Source organism: Agrobacterium sp. 22094 (assembly GCF_052046015.1).
GTDB lineage: Bacteria > Pseudomonadota > Alphaproteobacteria > Rhizobiales > Rhizobiaceae > Agrobacterium > Agrobacterium cavarae.
In genome coordinates this window covers 264,920-281,898 of sequence record NZ_JBQEPX010000003.1, presented here as the reverse complement: position 1 = coordinate 281,898, position 16,979 = coordinate 264,920, and the positions used below count along the sequence as shown (strand labels likewise).

Sequence of the window (16,979 nt, the reverse complement as noted above, 5' to 3'; positions counted from 1 at the left end):
CGGCGCTCTTTCCACCACGGCTGGATGACGATCAGAAACTCAAACCGGTCACCCAGTCGGCGATCTCAGACTTATTCGAAAATGAAAGCCAGCCGCTTGCCCGTGAGCTTCGCCAGTTGCTGCAGACGTCCCTCAAGACGTTCGCCAGCAAAATCGCAGTACTCATGCGGTACCACGAATTCCAGATCGAGATCGGGATTCTCCGACACTCGGAAGCGCAAGTGGTCAACGACGCCCGGCATGGAAGCCGAGAAAAGGTAGACGACGCGCAGCAGTCCGCCCAGCAGCTTGGCAAGCTCGAGCAGACGAGGCCCGGCCATGTCGGCCAGCGACTGGGTGGTGCCGTTATCGTTCAGGCCTTCGAAGCGATAGTAATTTGCGAGCGCGATGAAGGCGCGGCCTGGATGGGTGATCGAAACAAAGGATGAGTGGGCAATGACGTTCAGTGCCTGGAGGCCGCGGTAATCTGGATGGGCGCGCCAGCTGATATCTGCCAGGAGACAGGCCGCCTGTCGGTAGCGCCGCTCTTCTTCCGTTTCATCGATACCGAAAACGGGCACGGTTCTGCCCGTCCAATCCGCCAGCTCGCGCGCATGCTCGGGAGACCTGGCGCGCAGGACCGCCAGTTCATCGGCAGCAACCAGCAACGGATCGGCGGCTTTGTCTGTCTCGGATAGAAGCGAATAGAGATAGCCCTCACGCACGCCTTGGGCCGAAAAAGCAATCTTTGCCGGCTTCATCACCTCGAGAACTTCGCGCATGGCAATCGCGCCGAAGGGAAGAAGCGATCGGCGGTTCTTGGAGACAGCCTGCCACGCCGGGTCCTTGCTGTCCTTGGAGGCGATGACCTCGTTCAGGAAATTCAGTATCTCCTGCAGAGGAAGCTCATAGCCCTGCATCATATGCAGGGGATAATGGGTGATCTCCATATGGAGCTTGGCGATGTTGCGCCATGTGCCGCCGACGGCATAGAAGGTCCGGCCTTCCCCTGCTGACAGCAAAGCGGCGCTCTTCTTGACCTGCTTTTTGGCAAAAGCCGTAGCCTTTTCGAGCGAACCGCCCGCCTGTTCTGACAGTCGAAGACCGCCGAGCGGAAGCGTGATCCCCTTGCCGCAGGCATCACCCTTGATATCGATCAGTTCAAGAGATCCGCCGCCCAAGTCCCCGGCAATGCCATCGGGGTCGTGGAAACCGCCAATGACGCCATAGGCAGAGTAGAGTGCCTCGCGCTCGCCGGAAAGAACCTCGATCTCGCAACCGAGGATCGCCTCCGCGTCGCGAATGAAGTCCGGACCGTTTTCCGCTTCTCGTGCGGCGGCAGTGGCCAACACATGCACCTGGGTGGCCTGTGCCTGATCGGACAGTGCGCGGAAACGGCGCAACGTCATCAGCGCTCGTCGCACCCCTTCGTCGTCCATCCGCCCGGTCAGGGCCAGCCCTTTGCCAAGGCCGCAAAGAACCTTTTCGTTGAACAGCACCACAGGCGCGCGCGAGAGACCTTCATAGACGACAAGGCGAACCGAGTTCGAACCGATGTCGATGACGGAAACGGGGGCATAGCCGACAAGCCGCCCCTGTGCTTCTGATCGTGTCATTCAGCCTGTTTCTTGCGGGAAGAAATCAACCCGGCAATCAGTTTTGGCGCACTGGATTTCAAAGCTTCACCACGTCCGGACAGGCTGGGATTGGTCATGAAATAGTGCTGCGCGTTGAACGGTTCCTCGCCCTTGCGCACTTCGATACGCCTGGACGTTCCGTCGGGAAGTATCTCGTAGCTTTGCTGGTTGTCAATGAGATTGCCGAGCATGATCTGTGAAAGAACCTGCTCATGCACAGTCGGATTGACGAGCGGCACAAGGGTTTCGACACGGCGATCAAGGTTTCTCGGCATCATGTCGGCAGAGCCGATATAGACCAGCGCCTTGTCCGATGGCAGGCCGTGACCGTTGCCGAAACAGAAGATGCGGCTGTGTTCCAGGAAGCGACCGACGATCGATTTGACGCGGATATTATCCGAAAGTCCAGGCACCTGCGGGCGAAGGCAGCAGATGCCGCGCACCACGAGATCGATTTCCACGCCTGCGGCACTGGCGCGATAAAGCGCGTCGATGATCTCCGGATCGACCAGAGAATTCATCTTCATCCAGATCGCAGCCGGCGCGCCATTCTTGGCGTGCTCGATTTCATCATTGATGTGCTTGAGGATGCGCGGACGCAGCGTATAGGGCGAGACCGCCAGCTTCATCCCTTCTTCCGGCTCGCCATAGCCGGTGATGAAGTTGAAGATATTGGCCATGTCGTGGGCAATCTTCGGATTGCAGGTGAAGAAGGACAGGTCGGTATAGATCTTCGCCGTGACGGGGTGATAGTTGCCGGTGCCGAGGTGGCAGTAGGTGCGCAGCTTGCCATCTTCACGGCGCACGACCATCGACATCTTCGCATGGGTCTTGAGTTCAATGAAGCCGAACACGACCTGCACGCCAGCACGCTCAAGGTCGCGCGCCCAGCGGATGTTGGCTTCTTCATCGAAGCGGGCCTTGAGTTCGACCAGCGCCGTCACCGACTTTCCAAGCTCGGCGGCATCGATCAGGGCGCGGACGATCGGGCTGTCATTGGAGGTTCGGTAAAGCGTCTGCTTGATCGCCAGAACATCCGGATCGCGAGCAGCCTGTATCAGGAACTGTACGACGACGTCGAAGCTTTCGTAAGGATGGTGAACCACCATATCCTTTTCGCGAATGGCGGCGAGGCAGTCGCCCATATGTTCGCGCACGCGCTCCGGGAAGCGGGCATTATAGGCTTCGAACTTGAGGTCTTCTCTCGGCGCCTTGGCGAGTTCCGAAATGGTGTTGAGCGCCAGAAGACCAGGAAGAACCGCCACACGATTTTCCGGCACGTCGAGTTCGTGAACCACAAACTGGCGCAGGGAATGCGGCATTTCACTGTCGGTCTCGATGCGGATCACCGAGCCGCGACGACGGCGTTTGAGAGCGCTTTCGAAGTAGCGCACCAGATCTTCCGCCTCTTCCTCCAGCTCGATATCGCTGTCACGGATGATGCGAAAGGTGCCGAAGCCCCGAACGGTGTATCCAGGATAGAGCCTGTGGATGAAGAGGCCGACCGAATCTTCCAACGTGATGTAGCGGATCGCGCTCTTGTCGTCGGGCAGGCGGATGAAGCGGTCGAGTGCCGTCGGAAGACGCAGCAACGCCGTCATCGGCTCGCGTCCATTGACGCTGTCCAGCTGCAGACCCATCGAGAAACCGAGATTGGGAATGAACGGGAAAGGATGCGCCGGATCGATAGACAGCGGCGTCAGAACGGGGAAAATCCGTTCCTCGAACTCGTTCTCAAGCCAGGTGCGGTCTTCGTCCGAAAGCGCGCCCGGACGAACAATGTAGATATCTTCCTTGGCCAGATACTGTTGCAGAACGGCAAGCGAAGCCTGCTGCTCCATCTGGAGATTGTCGATTTCCTTGAGAATATCTTCAAGCTGCTCGGCGGGCGTCCTGCCATCCGGTGTCTTGATGGTGACGGACTGGCGTACCTGGCCTTCGAGGCCGGCAACGCGCACCATGAAGAATTCATCCAGGTTGGCGGCGGAAATGGACAGGAAGCGCAGTCGTTCCAGAAGCGGATGCGCGGGGTTCAGCGTCTCTTCCAGCACGCGGCGGTTGAACTGCAACCAGGAGAATTCGCGGTTCACAAATCGAGTGGGGCTGTCCCAGAGATTTTCAACCTCCGCTGCCTGTGCCGATTGACCGCCTGCCAATTCTTCCTGTACCGCCGAATCCATCAAGTCGCCCACCCTTTGTCAGTTTCCATGCCCGTATAACAGTTTGACGACGGAACTATGACAGTCAATCGTCCTGCGAAGCGGCACCCAATTCGTTCAGCACCTCGGCCGCGAGCGCCCGACTGATGCGCGTCCCACGCGAAAGTGCCAGACGATCCAGCCGTTCCACGATGATCTGCGCCGTGTCCAGCGAACGCTCCATTCTGGCCACGATATAGCTGACAAGTTTGTCATCCATGTAAAGCTGCCGGTCGGCGAAGAGCTTCATCAGCACCTGCGCCAGAAGGTCCTCGTCCGGCTCGCCGATCTCCACCACCGTCGCCGCTTTCAAGCGCGAACGAAGATCCGGAAGCGTGACAGGCCATGCAGCCGGCCATTGCCGGGTCGTGATCAAAAGCGAAGTCCCGTTTTCACGCACGCTGTTGATCACGTGGAAAAGCTCGGTGTCGTCGAATCCAACACGATCGGCATCTTCGAAAAGAACCGAACCTTGCTCGGCAGCGCGCGCGGCATCCGATCCCTTGTCAGGTTTGATCTCGACGGCACCGCTGGTGTTCCTCCAGATCGCAGCGAGATGCGACTTTCCCGACCCTGGCGGACCAGCCAGAATGACGACCGGAGACGGCCATTTCGGCCATTCGTCCACAATGCTGACCGCTGCGTCCAGCGGAGCGGCCACCAGCAAATCGTCACGGCCCGTCGCGCTGCTATGGGAGAAGGCAAGCGGCAACTGTTCGGCCTTTGGCCGGAACGGGCCGGGCTTATCATTCTCGTTCATCAATCAGCTCTGGAGTCGATCTGCGCATCGATCTTCTGCGATGGCACGATGTCGGGTTGCCACGGCAGATTGGCGGCGCGACCATGATAGAGATCGCTTTCCAGATATCGCGACAATGCGAAGCGAACCAAGACGCCAACCGCGGCCGCGGCCGGCACAGCAACCAACAGGCCGACAAAGCCGAATAGCGCACCGAAGGCAAACAGAGCGAACATCAACCAGACCGGGTGCAGGCCGACGCTGCTGCCGACGAGCTTCGGCTGAAGGATATTGCCCTCGATGAACTGACCGGAGAAGAACACCGCCAGCGTCAGGATCACGTAGATATAGTCCGGCCAGAACTGGACGAGCGCAATCCCGATGGCAAGGACCAGACCTACCATCGAGCCGATATAGGGGATGAAGCTGATGGCGCCGGCAAACATGCCGATGAGAAGGCCGAAGTTGAGGCCGACGAGCGACAGGCCGACTGCATAGTAGACACCGAGAATGATGCAAAGCGAGCCTTGGCCGCGGATGAAGCCGGCGATGGTAGCATCCATGTCACGCGCAATCTGGCGAACCGTCGCGACATGATCGCGCGGCACCCAGCTATCGACCTTGTCGATCATCCGATCCCAGTCCAGGAGCAGATAGAAGGCGACAACCGGGGTGACGACCAGAAGCGAAATCACATCGATCAGCGACTTGCCGGAATTCCAGATCTGCGTCAGCAAGGTGCCGATAAAGCCTGCCCCTTCGGCGAGAAGCTTGGAGAAGTTCTCCTTCACCGTGTCGATCTGGGCGCTGACCCAGGCGGGCAGCAGGTTGGTATCCGCTCCGGCAATCAGATTCTGCAGCGACGAGATGTAGGACGGAATGCGGGTGATGAAGTCCGACGCCTGCGCCGCGATCAACGGAATGATGATGATCAAAGATAGCGCGAACAGGAGCACGAAGGAAATCAGAATGAAGATGCTCGCCATCATGCGGCTTAAGCCCCGGCGCTCCAGCCAGTCGGCCACAGGATCGAGGAAATAGGCAAGCGCCATGCCTGCAACGAAGGGCAGCAGAATCGAGCTGAACACCATCAGGAAAACAACGAAGACGGCAAGCGCGCCCAGCCAGAAGAATATCTGGCGTCTTAGATTGATGCCTCTGATGTGTGGCTGCATCTCATTTCCCTTCGCGGCACGTGACGCCTCATAACGCACTGCAACGAGATAGGATGCGCCGCTAGGAGAGGTCAAGGGTTGCGGCAGGTGGTCAGACACCTCAACAGCGCATTGCTCAATGCTCTGCCGCGGGTAAAATGGTACGAAAATCGGGGGCCGCAGCGCTCTTACCCTTGCATCAGCACCCATCTCATGCGAATGGCGAGCCCAAGAAAACCAGCGGAGACGAGAGCCATGAGCCAGTCGGGCAAGAACGGTCTTACCTACAGCGATGCAGGCGTGGATATCGATGCCGGAAACCTGATGGTCGAGAAGATCAAGCCGGCCGTGCGCTCCACCCGCCGCCCGGGTGCGGATGGCGAAATCGGCGGCTTCGGTGGCCTGTTCGACCTGAAAGCCGCAGGCTTCACCGATCCTGTTCTGGTTGCCGCCAATGATGGCGTCGGCACCAAGCTGAAGATCGCGATCGACGCGAACTTCCACGATACCGTCGGTATCGACCTCGTGGCCATGTGCGTCAACGATCTGGTCGTCCAGGGTGCAGAACCTCTCTTCTTCCTCGACTATTTTGCCACGGGAAAGCTCGATCCGGATCAGGGTGCCGCCATCGTCAACGGTATTGCTGCGGGTTGCCTGGAATCCGGTTGCGCGCTGATCGGCGGCGAAACGGCTGAAATGCCGGGCATGTATTCCGATGGCGACTATGATCTCGCGGGCTTTGCCGTTGGCGCTGCCGAACGTGGAAAGCTTCTGCCGGCAGGCGACATTGCCGAGGGCGACGTGATCCTCGGTCTTTCTTCGTCGGGCGTTCACTCCAACGGCTTCTCGCTGGTTCGCAAGATCGTGTCGCTCTCCGGCCTTGGCTGGGATGCGCCAGCACCCTTCGCAGACGGCAAGAAGCTCGGCGAAGCACTGCTGACACCGACGCGCATCTATGTGAAGCCGCTTTTGAAGGCGATCCGCGAGACCGGTGCGTTGAAGGCGCTCGCCCACATCACCGGCGGCGGTTTTCCCGAGAATATTCCGCGCGTTCTGCCCAAGCATCTGGCTGCAGAAATCGATCTCGAATCCATCGACGTGCCTGCGGTATTCTCCTGGCTTGCAAAGACCGGCGGCGTTGCGGCAAACGAGATGCTCCGCACCTTCAACTGCGGCGTCGGCATGATCGTCGTCGTCTCCGCAGAGAATGCCAAGGTCGTGACAGACGCCTTGACCGCCGAGGGCGAGACCGTGTTCCCACTGGGGCGCATGGTTGCCCGTGAAGAAGGCGCGCATGGCACGATCTACAAGGGCACGCTCGCACTATGAGCCTCAGCGCTCCCCGCAAGCGCGTCGTCGTCTTCATCTCAGGCGGCGGCTCCAACATGCTGGCGCTGGCGCAAGCCTGCCGTGAGCCGGATTTTCCCGCAGAGGTCGCTTGCGTCATTTCCGACAAGCCGACGGCCGGCGGGCTTGCCAAGGCGCAAGGCTTAGGCATTCCGACGCTGGTCTTCGAGCGCAAGAACTATGCGAGCAAGGGTGAGCATGAAGCTGCGATCCTCGCAGCCCTTGGAGAGCTCGCGCCCGATATCATCTGCCTTGCGGGCTATATGCGCCTGATCTCTGGCGAGTTCATCGCGCCCTATGAGGGGCGCATCATCAACATCCATCCCTCGCTTCTGCCGCTTTTCCCCGGCCTCCACACCCATCAGCGCGCCATCGACAGCGGCATGAAGATCACCGGCTGTACCGTGCATTTCGTCACCGAAGGCATGGATGAAGGGCCGATCATCGGCCAGGCCGCCGTCCCTGTTACCGCTGGCAACACGGCCGACAGCCTCGCCGCACGTGTGCTTACCGTCGAGCACAAGCTCTATCCGCTTGCCCTCCGTTTGCTGGCGGAAGGCAAGGTTCGGATGGACGGCGGGAAGGTCGTCCGGGACTCAGACGTCAGTTCCGAACTCCAATCGCTTGTTTCGATCTGATCCAAGACGCCAATCTATAATCCTGGTGATCGGGTCGCCATCCCGTATGACGACGACGCTGCATCATCATCACCAGCGTTTCAACCCAAGAAGCTTCTCGCCAAGGGGATTGAGTTCTGCGGTCTCCGCATTGTGCTTTTCCCACTCGCGTGGATCGCCGGGAAAAGCATCGCGGCGCGGATGATCGCGTTCTTTCCATAGCCGAATGCGCTCCTGGCGCTCAGCTTCGTTATCGAACTCGGCGGGGTGCATCGAGATATATTGCGCCATGCGCACACGATGATCGGAATGGTTTGGTCTGACGCCGTGCGCCAGCAGCGAGTTGAAGATCATCAAGTCACCCGGCTGCATATCGATATTGACGATGGAAAGGCCGGCCATGTCCGGATGCATCGGATCACGATCGTCGGGCTGCGTTTTCACCCATTCGTCAAAGCGCTCGAAAAGATACGGCACGCATTGGAAGCCGCCGACGTCGCCATCTTGTTTCTGCAGGCTCAAAACACCCTGCACGCCAATTGGCAATGGCCGAATGGAGGTATCGACATCCCAATGGATGAAGCCGTTCGGATTGCCTTTCACCTTCTTCGGCGGATTGAGATTGGCGCGATCGATAGTGACCCAAAGGTCCTCCCGATCCCAGATATCGACGAAGATATCGTAGACGCGCTGCTCCATCCGATTGTCCCAGAGGTATTGGTGATTATAGATCTCCAGCATACCTGTGTTGTTGAGCTCCTTCATCTTGTGTTCGCGTCGCTGCGGCGCGTACCATGTGGACGGGTCCTTGGGGTCTTTCTCGTCAAAGCGCCAAAGGAGATCCACAAGCCGCTCTACATTGGCCGCAGGCACCGCCTGACGGACAATGATGTAGCCCTTCGTGATCCAGTGCTCCCAATCGGCCTTGGACAGAACGCGCAGCGGCAATGTCTTGCTGATCTCCTTGAGCTGCGTCGTGGCATTCGTCGTCGGGTGGCTGTCCCGTTTCATGGCGGCGGTGGATTGCATGTTCGTCTCCCATCGAAATCTCCCTGAACACCAAGGCGATTTGAAAAGAGTAATCGACGCGACGCCTTCATGTTGTCGAAGGCTGGCAATTTCTGATACTATTCTGGCATCCATAATTCTCGGGATGCGCGATGCGATCTTATCTCGAACATCTTATCGTGTCCCCTGGGTCTTCCTGGAGCCGGCTGAACAGGCGCCTTGAGGATGAAATTCCATTCGAATGGCATCACCATCCCGAATTTGAACTGACACTGACGCTCAACTCGCGCGGCCAGCGCTTCGTCGGCGACCATGTCGGTCGCTACGACGATGGCGATCTGGTTCTCATCGGGCCGAACCTGCCGCACACCTGGGCATCGAGAGAAAAGGTGCGTGAAGGCGAACCGCATACCGCGCTCGTCTTCTGGTTCAGTCGCGAATGGATCGAACAACTGACGACCGAAACCGCCGAATTGCGTCCTATCCACCGCCTGATCGACCGCGCCGCCAGTGGTCTTGCTTTCGACCGATCCATTGGATTATCGCTCGCAGCGGATTTCGAAGCGATCTTTTCCAGAGCGCCAGCCCAGAGCCTGTTCGGCCTGCTCGACCTTCTGCTGCGCCTATCCGAATTAGAGGCGCAACCACTGTCAGCAACCGCGCCAGCCCAGGCAGAGGCCGGTCGCGAGCGGATCGACCGGGTGTTGCAACACCTGCACCAATCCTATCAAGAGCCGCTGCGGATGGAAGACCTTGCTGAGATTGCCGCACTCAGCGTCTCCGGCCTGCACCGACTGTTCCGCAAACACACGCAGTCCAACGTCTCGGACTATCTGATCGGCTTACGGATCGGCGAAGCCTGCTCGCGCCTGTCAGCAACCCGGCAGCCTATCCAGCACATCGCGGCTGAGGTTGGCTACGCCTCGCTTGCCAACTTCAATCGGCAATTCCGGCGGCTGCGTGGGATGTCACCACGCGCTTACCGCGCTTCGTTTCAACGGTAACGCAGACGGGCCCGAAAGGCGCAGAGCCTTTTCGCCATGAGCTCCCTGTTACAGGCTCGCCCGGTTGAGCATGGCCCATTGCAGCATGATGATCGTCTTGGAATCGGTGATCTCGCCGGATGCGATCATGCCATAGGCGGCGTCGAGTGGGACGGTCAGGACTTCGATGTCCTCCCCCTCGTTTTCAAGGCCGCCACCCTCTCCCGCCTTCACATCAAGATCGACACGGGCGTAGAAGAGGCTGACCTTTTCGGTCAATGTGCCGGGGCTGGCATAAGTGTCGAAGAGATAGCGCGGCGCGCTGACGGCATAGCCGGTTTCTTCCATGGATTCGCGGCGAATGGCCTCGTCAGGATGATCGCCATCGGTCAGACCAGCGGGGATTTCCAGCATGAAGCTCGGGTCGCCATTCACATAGGCGCCGGGGCGGAACTGGCGAACGAGAACGACTTCGCCCCGTTTCGGATCGAAAAGCAGGATCGCGGCAGCGACTCCGTGATCATGCACCTCGCGATGGATGCGGAACGTGCGCCCGTCACGGGCCTGCTGTTCGAAAATCATCGTCTGCAAGTGGATGAAGTTCTTCCAAACCGTCTGCTTTTCGATGAGCTTGACGCGCGCCTCGTCATCGACCTGCGATACTGGACCAGCAGTGGACCGCATCATGAAACTCCCATCAGGCTCTCTTCAGCCACACCTTGTTATCGTGGAACGCCGCGCCGCCATAGGGAGCAACAGCATCGGCTCCCGTCAAGACATTGATACCCTCACCGTCAAGATGTGCCTTATTGGGCCAGAGCCCTTCGGCGATCAACACGCCGGGGCGAGCGCCCTCGACGATCTTAGCATGAATGCGCACATCGCCGCGCGCATTGCCGATCTGGACCACATCCCCTTCTGCGATGTCGAGGCGCAGAGCATCGACGGGGGAAATCATCAGTTCCGGGCGACCTTCTTTCTGCACCGAGGTCTTCGTTTCAGCGAAGGTGGAATTCAAGAAGTTGCGAGCTGGAGACGTGGCAAGCCGGAAAGGATGCTCGGCGTCGACCGTTTCGATCACATCCACCTGATCCGGGAATTTTGGAAACGCGTCGGCAGGCCCCATGACGCCGACATTTTTAGGCGGCTTGTTGGGTGACGGGCCGTTCTGCCAGTCCGGACTGAAACGGAACTTGCCGTCGCCATAGCCGAAGCCTTGCAGATAGTGCGCGACCTCGAATTCCGGCTGCGCATCGATCCACTTCTCCTCGGCCAGATTGTCGAAGCTGCCCCAGCCGCTTGCTTGAAGGATCGTCTCGACATGCTCGCGCTCGCTCAGCCCAAAGCCCGGCATGTGATCGACACCAAGGCGCTTTGCGAGCTCCTCGATGACGAAGAGGTTTGTCCGCACTGTCTCCGGTGGCTCGACCAGCTTGGGACCGAGCAGAATATGGTTCTGCCCGCCGGCGCGGTAGAGATCGTCATGCTCAAGAAACATGGTGGCCGGCAGAACGATATCGGCAATATCTGCCGTCTCCGTCATGAACTGCTCATGCACGGCGACAAACAGATCCTCGCGCAGGAAGCCCTGCTTGACCAGCCTCTGCTCTGGACAGACATTGGCCGGATTGGTGTTCTGGATCAGCATGGCCGTCACCGGTCCGCCGCCGCGCAATGCTTCGGCGTCGCCCGTCAGGATGCGGCCGACCTGCGACTGATCGAGCTGGCGGACATTCGGATCGGCATAGGCCGTTCCCATCAACTCCGCCTTGTTCAGCCGGAAGATATCGCCGTTGTTATGAAACGCGCCGCCGCCCTCATATTGCCAGGAGCCGAGAACGGTGGCGATCGACAGTGCCGCATGCATGGCGACCGCACCGTTGCGTTGGCGGGCAAAGCCATAGCCAAGGCGGAAGAAGCTTTTTTTCGTCGTTCCGACGAGCCTTGCGAAAGCCTCGATCTCTTCCGCCGAAAGCCCCGTGATTTCGGCAGCCCATTGCGGGGTCCTCGACGCAAGATGCGCTTCGAGCCCGGCCGGATCGTCGGCAAATTTCGCCATATAGGCGCGGTCGGCATAACCATCGCGAAACGCGATGTGCATGACGGCGCAGGCAAGCGCCGCATCCGTACCCGGCCGCACCACAAGCTTCATATCCGCCTGCTTCATCGTCGGGTTGTCATAGATATCGACGACAACGATCTTCGCACCGCGTTCCTTGCGGGCCTTGACCGCATGGGTCATGACATTGACCTGGGTGGCAACCGCATTGGTACCCCAGATGACGACGACATCGGCCTTTGCCATCTCGCGCGGGTCCGGTCCGCGCAAGGCACCTGTCCCCATCACATAGCCGGTCCAGGCCATATTGGTGCAGATGGAGCCGAAGAAGCCGGAATATGTCTTGGCGTGGCGCAGCCGCTCGATACTGTCGCGCTGCACCTGCCCCATCGTGCCGGCGTAAAAATAAGGCCACACGGCCTCGGCACCATGCGCCGCTTCCGCCTTGATGAAGGCGTTGGCGATCTCGTCCAGCGCATCGTCCCAACCGATCTCCTGCCAGTCGCCAGCACCCTTCGCGCCCTTACGGCGCTTCGGCGTCAGCAACCGGCCCGGATGATAGATCCGCTCCGAATATCGAGCTACCTTGGCGCAGATCACGCCCGCGGTGTAGGTGTTGGCGTTCGCACCACGCACCCGGCCAATACGGCCATCGGCGTTGATATCGACCTCCAGCGCGCAAGCGCTCGGACAGTCGTGCGGACAGACGGTATGGCCGACGCGGGTGGCATCGGTCACGGCTTTGGCGGAAATCGGGGTCGCAACGTTCATAGATTTTCTATATTGCATGTGCGAGATCGCCAAAAGGGCGAAGTGACGCACATCAAGATAATTCATAAAAGGCATCGCCCCCGATGAACTACCGGCACATCTACCACGCAGGCAACTTTGCCGATGTTCTCAAACATGCGGTCCTGGCCCGGCTCGTTCGCTATCTGCAGAACAAGGACAAGGCGTTTCGCGTGCTTGATACGCATGCCGGCATAGGCCTGTATGACCTCTCGTCCGAAGAGGCGCAGAAGACGGGCGAATGGCAGACCGGCATCGGCAAGCTTCTGGAAGCCGATCTTCCGGCAGAGGTCGCGGAACTGATGGAGCCTTATCTCTCAGCCATTCGGGAATTGAACCCGGAGGGCGGGCTCAAATACTATCCAGGCTCTCCAAAGCTTGCCCGGATGCTGTTCCGCCCCCAGGATCGTCTTTCAGCCATGGAGTTGCACCCGGACGATTTTCGCGCACTCTCACGCCTCTTCGAAGGCGACTATCAGGCGCGCGTTACCGAACTCGATGGCTGGCTTTCGCTTGGCGCGCATCTGCCGCCGAAGGAAAAGCGCGGCCTCGTTCTGGTCGATCCCCCCTTCGAGAAAGAAAACGAATATGAGCGCCTGGCGGACGGTCTGCACAAGGCCTATCGCCGCTTTGCCACCGGAACCTATTGCCTGTGGTATCCGCTGAAGAAGAATGCACCGATCAAGGACTTCCACGAGCGCCTGCAATCCTATGAGATTCCCAAAATGCTTTGCACCGAGCTATCGGTCAGAAGTGACCGGCTGGAGGGTTTGAGCGGATCCGGCCTTATCATCGTCAACCCGCCCTACACGCTGAAGGACGAGTTGCACGCGATGCTGCCCGTGCTGAAGGCGATCATGGCGCAGGACCGATACGCGTCACATCGCGCCTTCTGGCTGCGCGGCGAAGAGTAAGAACGGCTACTTCTGCTGTAGCCGCCTCTCCTCCCGCTCGGCCGCCGCCAGCTGGGAGCGTTCGAAAAACAGGATGATGAACAGGCCGATGACGAAGGGGATGATCAGGTAGAACAGGCGGAAGACGAGAAGTGCGGCGATGACGTCTGCGGGGTTCATATCCGGCAGACCCATGACGAAAACGAGCTCGAGCACGCCAAGCCCGCCCGGCGCATGCGAAATCAGTGCGGCGGAAAATGAAATCAGGAAAATCCCCAGGATCACCATGAAGCCTGGATTGCCAAGCTCGGGCAGTGCAAAATAGATGATACCGGCCGCGCCGATCAATTCGATCGGGCCTATGACCAACTGCTGAACAACCAGTTTCGGCACCGGGTAGAACAGCGTGAAGGAGCCGATCTTGAGCGGCCTCAGCTTCATCAGACTTCCGAAAACGTAAAGCGCGACGATGGCAAGCAGCAGGATTCCTGTGGTGCGCGAGGCTTCCACCGGCAAAACATCGACAAAACGCTCGGTGATATCCGGCTCATAAACCAGGATGAAGCCGATCAGCATCAGCGTGCCGATGACGAAGGTGAAGGAGCAAAGCGCAACGAGAACGCCGACTTCCGCAGCACTCAACCCTTTGGAGGTGTAGGCGCGGTAACGCACCACGGCACCGGAAAACACGGACGCGCCGACATTATGGGATAGGGCATAGGTGGTAAACGAGGTCAAGGTGATGAACCACCAGCCGACCTTGCGCTTCAGATGCTGCAGTGCGATTCGGTCGTATCCGGCAAGAGCGGCATAGGCGACCAGCGTGCAGAGCCCCGACATCATCCAGTGATGCATGCTGATGGCGCTGAGGCTGTCCCAGACGTCATCGAGCGAGAGATGGCGCAATTCCTTATAGAGCAGCCACACCGAAAAGCAGATCGTCGCAATCCCGATGACGGGCCAGAGATACTTTTTCATTTTCATGCGGACATGCCCAGGCTCGATCCTCCCTCCGGCAAGGCGTGATGCCGGATTCGACAAGCTTATTCGTTATACTAACTCCGGTTCAACACGAAGGATGCCGGAGAGATGATTTTTCGGTGGTCTGTTTGCCATAGGCAGAAGATGGTATAAAACCCGAAGCCTGTTCAACAAATCGTCATCCTTGCCAGAAAGACAGCGCCCTCGATGAAACAGTATTTCGGTTTTATCGCACTCGGCGCACTGTCATTGGCAGCGGCTGGCTGGGTGTTTCTGGGCCAACCCCAGCCGGCGTCCGGTCCTGCGACCCAGCAAACCGCACCCCCCTCAGTGCCAAGCGCACAAGACACAGCTAAAACCTCGGAAACAGGCTTCGATTTCTACGTCCTGTCGCTCTCCTGGTCTCCAGCATTCTGTGCCAGTGACGCCGGACGCAACAGCCGGCAGCAATGCGGCTCGGATCGAAAGTTCGGTTTCGTGGTTCATGGTCTCTGGCCTCAGAATGACCAAGGCTATCCGGAATTCTGCGGCGCGGACAAAAACGAGCGCGTGCCTGACAACCTTGGACGAAGCATGTTCGACATCATGCCGTCCATGGGGCTGATCGGCCACCAGTGGCGCAAGCATGGCAGTTGCAGTGGCCTGACGCAGAAACAATATTTCGACAAGACACGTGATGCCTATGACCGCATCAAGATACCTGCCGACCTCTCAACCGGGGATCAGAGCAAGCGGCTTTCCGCCGACGCTATCGAATCCGCTTTTGTGGATGCCAATCCTGGCATGACAAAGAGTGGCATCGCTATCAGCTGCGAAGGTCCGCGACTGGAGGAGGTGCGGATCTGCCTGTCCAAGACCTTGTCCTTCCGCGATTGCCCTGAGGTCGATCGCCAGGGCTGCCGGTCGAATGCCGCAGAGATCATTCCCATCCGATAGTGAAACAGGAAAAACCAATGGAACTGCTTTATGCTCCTGCCTCCCCCTATTCCGCCAAGGTGCGCATGGCGGCGCGCTATCTGGATATCGGCATCACCGATGTTCGCGTCGATACCAATGCCGAACCCGCTACGTTGATCGACAACAATCCGCTGGGCAAGATCCCCGTGCTGCTGCATGAGGGTGGCTCGGTCTACGACAGTGTCGCGATCATGCATTATCTCGATCGCTTGTCTGGCGGAAAGCTCTACCCGAAAAAGCATGCCAAGCGCACCGAGGCCGAAATCCTCGAAGCACTTTGCGACGGTGTGACGGATTGCCTGCTGGCGATCGTTTACGAAAAGCGCTTCCGCCCGGAAGAGAAGGTTCACCAGGAGTGGATCGACAAGCAATGGCGCAAGGTGGTGAAGGCGCTTGATTTCCTGAACGACAATCTGCCGAAGACCGGCAAGAAGCTGAATGGGGGCCACTTCGCCCTTGCTGCGATGATCGGCTATCTCGATTTGCGCTTCAGTGGACAGTGGGCGGATGGCCGCAAGCGGCTCGCGGACTGGCCGGAAAAATTCGGCAAGAAGTTCAAGCAGTATACGGAACTGAAATCCGCCGCCTGATCGCCGAATTTTACTCGATGTGGAAACAGAAAAGCCGGGGAGAACCCCGGCTTTTCCGCATACTGTCTGGCAGATTAGAACTTGACGCCGATACCAGCCTTGACGCTGTGGTCGTCGAAGCCGCGCGAGACGTTGCCACCGTTGATGGCGAAGTCCTTGTCCTGGTAATCGGTGTAACGATACTCAAGACGTGCCGTGATGTTGTCGGTGACGAGAGCTTCGACACCGGCACCAACCGTGTAGCCGAGAGCCGTCTTGTCGTCCTTGCTGCCGGTTGCAGTGTCACGAATTTCGTTGTTCGAAACTGCAAGACCACCCGTACCGTAGATCAGGAAGGGGTTCATGTCGTAACCGACGCGAGCGCGCAGCGAGCCGTTCAGCTTCTGCTTGCCTTCGAGGGTGCCGCCAGCGGAGCCCTTCTCATCGCCATAAGCGAGATCGGCTTCACCACCGTAAACGATCTGGCCGTTCTGCCAGTTGTAACCACCATAGAGGCCACCGCCGAAACCGTCAGCGTCGCGACCGTTGTTGCTGCCGCTGAAACGACCCCAGTCGTAGTTCACGGTACCACCGAGATATGCGCCAGACCAATCCTTGATCGGTGCGGGCTGCTCAACTGCGACCGGCGCCTGCGGAACTTCATTTACCGCATCGGCTGCCTGTGCTGCCGAGAAAGCTGCCGCGGCCATGGTAGAAGCCAAAAGTGTTGCAACGATAGTACGCATGCCATTCTCCTTTTCAAACCCGCGGGGGCACTCAAACACTCGGTCCCAACGCGGTACAAAACAGTTAGTTCCCTGCCCGTCTGGAAATGCAAAATGATGGGGGAATGAGGAAATCACAGAGCCAAAATGTGAATTGATTGAGGCACAGCCGTGACAGAAATTGGACGTTGCCAAAAGGACACAGAAATCTATTAAGGATAATGGATCGTTAATTTAAGCAAAGCGCGTTTTTACTTGTGTTTACATGAAATTAAGCTGGCAAAACTTGTGCCTGATAAATCTGTATAACGCCATTCGGATGTGGGCAAACCTCATGGTTTCGA

Annotated in this window: 15 protein-coding genes; 6 read left to right on the top strand and 9 right to left on the bottom strand. The window is 58.6% G+C overall.

Annotated features, from left to right (window positions below; all coding sequences use genetic code 11):
• Positions 1-71: 71 nt before the first annotated feature.
• The 4 genes from ppx to ACTJK5_RS16190 form a co-directional block, all read right to left on the bottom strand.
• A complete protein-coding gene (gene ppx / locus ACTJK5_RS16205; protein ID WP_440598894.1) occupies positions 72-1,595 on the bottom strand; it encodes an exopolyphosphatase in 1,524 nt (507 codons plus the stop codon).
• A complete protein-coding gene (locus tag ACTJK5_RS16200) occupies positions 1,592-3,796 on the bottom strand; it encodes an RNA degradosome polyphosphate kinase (protein WP_113273944.1) in 2,205 nt (734 codons plus the stop codon). Before ACTJK5_RS16200 ends, ppx begins: the two co-directional genes overlap by 4 nt.
• 64 nt (positions 3,797-3,860) lie before the next feature.
• On the bottom strand, positions 3,861-4,574 hold the full coding sequence (hdaA, locus tag ACTJK5_RS16195; RefSeq protein WP_113273945.1) for a DnaA regulatory inactivator HdaA: 714 nt from the start codon (positions 4,572-4,574) through the stop codon (positions 3,861-3,863).
• Positions 4,574-5,728: an AI-2E family transporter gene (locus ACTJK5_RS16190; RefSeq protein WP_113273946.1), complete on the bottom strand. Its 1,155-nt coding sequence runs from the start codon at positions 5,726-5,728 to the stop codon at positions 4,574-4,576. The genes hdaA and ACTJK5_RS16190 overlap by 1 nt, the downstream gene beginning before the upstream one ends.
• Positions 5,729-5,962: 234 nt before the next feature.
• On the opposite strand from ACTJK5_RS16190, the gene purM reads away from it, so the two are divergent.
• Entirely contained in the window at positions 5,963-7,036 is a 1,074-nt protein-coding gene (gene purM, locus ACTJK5_RS16185; RefSeq protein WP_440598893.1) for a phosphoribosylformylglycinamidine cyclo-ligase, read from the top strand.
• Entirely contained in the window at positions 7,033-7,692 is a 660-nt protein-coding gene (purN, locus tag ACTJK5_RS16180; protein WP_440612824.1) for a phosphoribosylglycinamide formyltransferase, read from the top strand. The genes purM and purN overlap by 4 nt, the downstream gene beginning before the upstream one ends.
• Before the next feature lie 69 nt (positions 7,693-7,761).
• On the opposite strand, the gene ACTJK5_RS16175 is transcribed toward purN, so the two are convergent.
• Positions 7,762-8,700 (bottom strand): phytanoyl-CoA dioxygenase family protein, encoded by a 939-nt coding sequence (locus ACTJK5_RS16175; RefSeq protein ID WP_440598891.1) that lies wholly within the window; start codon positions 8,698-8,700, stop codon positions 7,762-7,764.
• Positions 8,701-8,831: 131 nt separating this feature from the next.
• Here ACTJK5_RS16175 and ACTJK5_RS16170 point away from each other — a divergent pair, with 131 nt between their 5' ends.
• A complete protein-coding gene (locus ACTJK5_RS16170; RefSeq protein ID WP_062427585.1) occupies positions 8,832-9,683 on the top strand; it encodes a helix-turn-helix domain-containing protein in 852 nt (283 codons plus the stop codon).
• A 48-nt stretch (positions 9,684-9,731) separates the two neighbouring features.
• Here the strand turns inward: ACTJK5_RS16170 and ACTJK5_RS16165 are convergent, their stop codons facing one another.
• Positions 9,732-10,349 (bottom strand): NUDIX domain-containing protein, encoded by a 618-nt coding sequence (locus ACTJK5_RS16165; RefSeq protein ID WP_062427584.1) that lies wholly within the window; start codon positions 10,347-10,349, stop codon positions 9,732-9,734.
• 10 nt (positions 10,350-10,359) lie between these two features.
• Positions 10,360-12,558 (bottom strand): molybdopterin-containing oxidoreductase family protein, encoded by a 2,199-nt coding sequence (locus tag ACTJK5_RS16160; RefSeq protein ID WP_440598890.1) that lies wholly within the window; start codon positions 12,556-12,558, stop codon positions 10,360-10,362.
• A gap of 17 nt (positions 12,559-12,575) precedes the next feature.
• Here ACTJK5_RS16160 and ACTJK5_RS16155 point away from each other — a divergent pair, with 17 nt between their 5' ends.
• Positions 12,576-13,424, top strand: a complete 849-nt coding sequence (locus ACTJK5_RS16155; protein WP_113175871.1) for a 23S rRNA (adenine(2030)-N(6))-methyltransferase RlmJ — start codon at positions 12,576-12,578, stop codon at positions 13,422-13,424.
• 6 nt (positions 13,425-13,430) lie between these two features.
• Here the strand turns inward: ACTJK5_RS16155 and ACTJK5_RS16150 are convergent, their stop codons facing one another.
• Complete coding sequence (locus ACTJK5_RS16150; protein ID WP_112953136.1) at positions 13,431-14,387, bottom strand: lysylphosphatidylglycerol synthase domain-containing protein; 957 nt, start codon at positions 14,385-14,387, stop codon at positions 13,431-13,433.
• A gap of 204 nt (positions 14,388-14,591) precedes the next feature.
• On the opposite strand from ACTJK5_RS16150, the gene ACTJK5_RS16145 reads away from it, so the two are divergent.
• Positions 14,592-15,320, top strand: a complete 729-nt coding sequence (locus ACTJK5_RS16145) for a ribonuclease T2 family protein (RefSeq protein ID WP_440598889.1) — start codon at positions 14,592-14,594, stop codon at positions 15,318-15,320.
• 17 nt (positions 15,321-15,337) lie between these two features.
• Positions 15,338-15,931, top strand: coding sequence for a glutathione S-transferase family protein (locus tag ACTJK5_RS16140; protein WP_440598888.1), 594 nt, complete (start codon positions 15,338-15,340; stop codon positions 15,929-15,931).
• 74 nt (positions 15,932-16,005) lie between these two features.
• Here ACTJK5_RS16140 and ACTJK5_RS16135 read toward each other — a convergent pair whose 3' ends face one another.
• Positions 16,006-16,656: an outer membrane protein gene (locus tag ACTJK5_RS16135; protein ID WP_062445385.1), complete on the bottom strand. Its 651-nt coding sequence runs from the start codon at positions 16,654-16,656 to the stop codon at positions 16,006-16,008.
• Positions 16,657-16,979 lie beyond the last annotated feature (323 nt).